6 protein-coding genes are annotated in these 5,365 nt (G+C 69.0%); 4 read left to right on the top strand and 2 right to left on the bottom strand.

The window, feature by feature from the left end; translation table 11 throughout:
- The 4 genes from VGT00_19265 to VGT00_19250 form a co-directional block, all read left to right on the top strand.
- Window positions 1-208, top strand: a 208-nt coding sequence (locus VGT00_19265; GenBank protein HEV8533571.1) for a hypothetical protein, incomplete at its 5' end; no start/stop codon positions are given.
- A gap of 163 nt (window positions 209-371) precedes the next feature.
- On the top strand, window positions 372-1,862 hold the full coding sequence (locus tag VGT00_19260; protein HEV8533570.1) for a sugar ABC transporter ATP-binding protein: 1,491 nt from the start codon (window positions 372-374) through the stop codon (window positions 1,860-1,862).
- A 4-nt stretch (window positions 1,863-1,866) separates the two neighbouring features.
- Window positions 1,867-2,838 carry an ABC transporter permease gene (locus VGT00_19255; GenBank protein HEV8533569.1) on the top strand — a complete coding sequence of 324 codons (972 nt, stop codon included), beginning with the start codon at window positions 1,867-1,869 and terminating at the stop codon, window positions 2,836-2,838.
- 2 nt (window positions 2,839-2,840) lie between these two features.
- Entirely contained in the window at window positions 2,841-3,827 is a 987-nt protein-coding gene (locus VGT00_19250) for a sugar-binding protein (protein ID HEV8533568.1), read from the top strand.
- 12 nt (window positions 3,828-3,839) lie between these two features.
- Here VGT00_19250 and VGT00_19245 read toward each other — a convergent pair whose 3' ends face one another.
- A complete protein-coding gene (locus VGT00_19245; GenBank protein ID HEV8533567.1) occupies window positions 3,840-5,000 on the bottom strand; it encodes a mandelate racemase/muconate lactonizing enzyme family protein in 1,161 nt (386 codons plus the stop codon).
- A 10-nt stretch (window positions 5,001-5,010) separates the two neighbouring features.
- Window positions 5,011-5,365 (bottom strand): zinc-binding dehydrogenase (locus tag VGT00_19240; protein ID HEV8533566.1); only part of this gene is annotated, 355 nt, incomplete at its 5' end.

Here is a 5,365-nt window from a genome sequence, read left to right as displayed (position 1 = left end):
GCAGGTGCTCACGACGGAGCAGATCGTCGTCGAGGACGCCGACCTGGCATGGCTCGCTCTGTCTGACTTCAAGGCCAGCAAGGCAGACTTCGCGGACAGCCTGATCGGCCGGAAGAACCTGCGGCTCGGCTGCGATGCGACGGTGACCTTCGATCGCCGCCTGAAGGGTCTCGCCGGCTTCGCTCCGCTGCCGACGGCCGGCCCATAAAGGCGCCGGTCCGCCGCCGCAAGGGCTGCACCCGTCGTCGCCGATAGAGCAAGCGCCGCGTGGCTCTGGATATCGAGCCGCCCCATGTGAGGTGCCGGGTGCTTCATCGGCGAGGACGCGCGGGATGAGATCTCGTCGCTGAAGTTCATTACAATCACGCGCCATGGCCGGACTCGCCTTCCAGGGCGTCACCAAGTCCTTCGGCGCCGTCCGCGCCCTGAAGGGCGTGAGCTTCCCGGTGCAGGAGGGCGAGGCGCACGCGCTGGTGGGGGAGAACGGCGCGGGCAAGTCGACGCTCATGCGCGTGCTCGCCGGCATCGTCCGCCCCGACGGCGGGCAGCTCGTGTGGGACGGCCGCAAGCTCGACCTGCACAGCCCGCGCGCCGCCCTGGACCAGGGCATCGGGATGGTCTATCAGGAGATGCTGCTGTTCCCGAACCTCACGGTGAGCGGCAACATCTTCGCGGGGCGCGAGGTCACGAGCGCCGGGGGCCGGCTGCGTGAGCCGGAGATGCGCGAGCGCACCGCGCGGCTGCTCGAGGAGCTGCACCTTTCCGTCTCCCCCGACGCCGAGGTCGCCTCCCTAAGCACCGCCCACCAGCAGCTCGTCCAGATCGCGCGCGCGCTGGCCTTCGAGTGCCGCATCCTCATCCTCGACGAGCCCACCACCTGCCTCACCGAGGGCGAGATGACGCACCTGTTCGCGATCCTCGACCGGCTCCAGCGACGCGGGGTCACTCTCATCTACGTATCCCACAAGCTGGACGAGGTGTTCCGGCTCTGCCAGCGCATCACCGTTCTGCGCGACGGCGAGCACGTGGGCACGTTCGAGGCGAGCCGGACCACTCCTCGCGAGATCGTGCGCTCGATGGTGGGGCGCGACATTGATCCCGCCGCCCGCGTCCCCCGTACCGTGCCCGCGGAAGCGCCGGTGGTACTGTCCGTCGAGCACCTGACGCGCCGGCCCTGGTTCGAGGACGTGAGCCTCAGCGTGCGGGCGGGCGAGATCGTGGGCCTGTTCGGCCTCGTGGGCTCGGGCCGGTCGGAGCTGCTGGAGACGCTCTTCGGCCTCTATCGCGCCCAGTCCGGGGCCATGTCCGTCGCCGGCCTCCCCGTCCGGTTCGCCTCGCCCGTCCAGGCGATACGCACCGGGCTGGCCCTCGTCCCCGAGGAGCGCCACCGCCAGGGGCTCTTCTTCAACCTGACCGTGCGGCACAACCTCGTGATCCCGGCGGAGAATGCGTCCGGCCCGTGGCGCATCGACGAGCGGCGCGAGCGGGGCGACTCGCAGCGCCTCGTGGAGCAGTGGCGCATCAAGACGGCGGGGGTGGAAGCGCCTCCCGACAGCCTCAGCGGCGGCAACCAGCAGAAAGTGGTCATGGCCAAGTGGCTGCGGGCCGCGCCCCGGCTGCTGTTGCTCGACGAGCCCACCAAGGGTGTCGACGTGGGCGCGAAGTGGGAGATCCACGACCTCATCCGGCGCCAGGCCGACCAGGGCATGGGCTGCCTGGTGGTATCGAGCGAGCTTCCCGAGATACTCTCCCTCGCCGACCGGATCGTGGTGCTGCGGGAGGGACGGGTGCAGGGGGAGATTCCGGGGGCGGGGGCCGATGAGGAATCGGTGATGCGGCTGGCCACGGCGGTGAGGCACTGACCACATGAACGCGCGGCTCCAGTCGCTCTGGAAGACCCGCGAGCTGAGCACGCTGTTCGTCCTCGCGCTCGAGGTCGCGTTCTTCACCTGGTACCTGTGGCCCGAAGGGGAACGCTCCCATCCGTTCTTCAACCTGGGCAACGGCGTCCTGATCCTGAAGTACTCCTCGCTGTACGGCATCGCCGCCATCGGCGCAGCCATGGTCATCATCTCCGGCGGAGTGGACCTCGCGCCGGGGGCGGTGATGGCGCTGGCGGGGGTGGTCACCGGGCACCTGTTCGCCATCCAGGGCTATCCGCTGTCGGTCGGGGTCGCGGCGGGGATCTTCACCGGGCTGCTCTCGGGCATCCTGACCGCGATGCTCGTGGTGCTCGTCAACCTGCCCCCGTTCATCGCCACCCTGGGCGTGATGGGGATCGCGCGCGGCATCGCCTTCATCATCACCGAGGGACGCTTCTTCGACCTGTCGAGCCGTCTGCCCGCGGGCTGGAAGCCCTTCGGCCTCCCCGCCGACTGGCTGGCGCCCATCGTCCTCGTGCTGCTGGCGGCCGTGTTCCAGTACCTGATGCAGCGATTCCAGTGGGGCCGCGCCATCTTCGCCATAGGCGGCAACGAGACAGCCGCGCTGTTTTCCGGCATCCGTGTCGGGAAGGTGAAGGCTTCGGTGTACATTGTCGCGGCCGTCCTCGCCGCGCTGTCGGGGGTGATCCTGGTCGTCATCCAGGGGCAGGGGCGGGCCGACCTGGCCACGGGGTATGAGCTGGACATCATCGCCTCGGCCGTCGTGGGCGGGGCCAGCCTCACCGGAGGGCGCGGGTCGGTCGTGGGGGCGGTGCTGGGCACGCTCATCTTCGGCGTGCTGCGCAACGCCCTGCCCCAGATCCCGGGGGCGACCTTCTACGACCGGTTGATCGTGGGGGTGGTGGTGGTGGTGATCGTGGTCGTCGACCAGTTCATCGCGCGGAAAGGAGCATGAGCATGCACCGAGTGGCGGCGCGTTTCCTCGTCGTGGCGGCGGCGGTGGCCCTGGTGTCCGGGGCGTGCGGGAAGAAGGAAGAGGCCGCGGCGCCGGCCGGGAGCCCCCCGGCGAAGAAGTACCGCTTCGCGGTCATGCCCAAGGCGCTGAACCTGCCCGTCTTCACCTATGCGCGCACGGGCGCGGAGAGGGCGGCCAAGGAGCTGGGCAACGTCGAGGTGCTCTGGCGCGCGTCGGACAACGCCGACCCCCTCCGGCAGAAGGAGATCCTCGAGTCGTTCATCACGCAGGGTGTCGACGGCATCGCGATCTCGTGCACCAGCGCCGACCTGCTCAACGACCCCATCAACAAGGCCATGGATGCCGGCATCCCCGTCGTCACGTGGGACTCGGACGCGCCGCGCTCGAAGCGCATCGCGTTCTGGGGTGTGGACGACCTCGCTTCGGGCCGGATCATGGGCGAAGAAGCGGCCAAGCTCACCGGGGGCAAGGGCAAGGTCGCGCTCATGACCAGCCTGGGGGCCGAGAACCTGGGCCGCCGACTCGAGGGCGTGAAGGAGAGCTTGAAAAAGTACCCGGACATGAAGGTGGTCGAGACGTACGACATCAAGGAGGACCCGACACGCTCCGCGGAGATGATCGCCAGCGGCATGAACCGCTACCCCGACCTCGCGGTGTGGATCTCGGTCGGCGGCTGGCCCATCTTCGTGCGCAACGCCCTGGACCCCATCGACCCCGCCAAGACCAAGTTCGTCTGCTTCGACACCGTGCCCCCCGCTCCCGACCTGCTCAAGTCGGGAAAGGTGCAGGTCCTCATCGGCCAGAAGTACTTCGGCTGGGGCAGCGAGCCGGTGAAGCTCCTCGCCGGCATCAAGGAAGGCCGCATGCCGTCGCAGAAGATCATCGACTCCGGCGTGGACGTGGTCACGAAGGACAACGTGGACGCCTACCTCGAGCAGTGGAAGAAGTGGGAGAAGGGGGAGGACTAAGATCGGCTCCGGCTAGGCGTTCGGCCGGCGCTTGTGCCAGTCCTCCGCGAAGAGGTTGAAGTGGGCGTCCTGGCGGGGGTGGGCGCGGATGACGTCCTCGTCGAGCTTGACGCCGAGGCCGGGGCCGGTGGGCAGGGCGAAAAAGCCGTCCTTCACCTCGGGCAGGCCGGGGGCGGCGTCCTTCACGTACGCCTCCGCGAAGTCGTTGAAGTGCTCCTGGATCTTGAAGTTCGGGGTGGCCGCGGCCAGGTGCAGGGCGGCGGCGGTCGAGACGGGTCCGCCGACGTTGTGTGGCGCCACGAGCACGTAGTAGGCCTCCGCCCATGCCGCAAGCTTCTTGACGTTGAGGATCCCTCCGAAGTGCGTGATGTCGGGCTGGATGATGTCGGCGGCCTGGCATTCGAAGAGCTCGCGGAACTCATAGACGCTGTGGAGGCGCTCCCCGGTGGCGACCGGGATGCCGAGGGGGGCGATGGCCTCTGCCGCCTTCTTCAGGGCGGCGAGGTTCTCGGGCGGGACCGGCTCCTCCACCCAGCCCGGCTTGAAGAGGGCCAGCTCGCGCGTCATCTCCACTGCGGTCGCGGGGTTGAAGCGCCCGTGCATCTCGATGAAGATCTGGACTTCGTCCCCGACCGCGTCCCGCACTGCCTCTACCAAAGCCACCACCCTGTTCTTCTCCGCCTGCTCCAGCTCGTAGAAGCCGGCGCCGAAGGGATCGAGCTTCAGGGCCCGGTAGCCCCGGGCCACCGCCCGCCGCGCGGCGGCGTGGAACTCCTCCGGCGTGCGCTCGACGGTGTACCAGCCATTGGCGTAGGCCTTGATGCGTTCGCGGACGGCCCCGCCGAGAAGGCGATAGACGGGCTGCCCGAGGGCCTGGCCCACGATGTCCCAGCAGGCGATCTCGACCATCGCGATGCCGGTCATGGCCGTCTCGCCGGTCCGGGCGAAGTCGTCGCGCAGCATCCGATGGACGAGCTTCTCGATCTCGAAGGGGTCGCTGCCCAGGACGTATCGGGGAACGGCGCCCGTCAGGTAGCCGAGGATGGCGTCGAGGCGGTTCAGCGCGCGGGCCTCGCCCAGGCCCACGAGTCCCTCGTCGGTCTCCACCTTGAGGAAGATCAGGTCCCGCCAGGCGGTGCCGAGGACGAGGGGCGTGACCTTCGTGATCTTCATCCGGACTCCATCACGGCCTGAGCATCACCTTCACCACGGGCTCCGGCCGGTTGCTGAGCAGATCGAAGGCCTTCTCGAACTCCCGCAGGGGGAGCGTATGAGTGACGAGGGGCCTCACGTCGAGCTGGCCGGACTCGATGATGCGGAGCGCCTGGTCGAAGCTGGCCGTCGTGTAGGCGAACACACCGTCGACGCGCAGGTCCTTGAGGGCGAAGACGTCGGCCTCCAGGAACATTCGCCGGCTGCCGCCGGCGATGCCGGAGAGGACGACCGTGCCTCCGCGCCGGGCGAGGTCCAGGGCGAGGCTCACCGCCGTCTCGCTTCCCGCCGCTTCGAAGACGACGTCGGCCCCCGCTCCCCCCGTC

Source organism: Candidatus Methylomirabilota bacterium, assembly GCA_036002485.1.
Lineage (GTDB): Bacteria > Methylomirabilota > Methylomirabilia > Rokubacteriales > CSP1-6 > AR37.
This window is presented reverse-complemented; position numbering and strand designations above follow the sequence as displayed.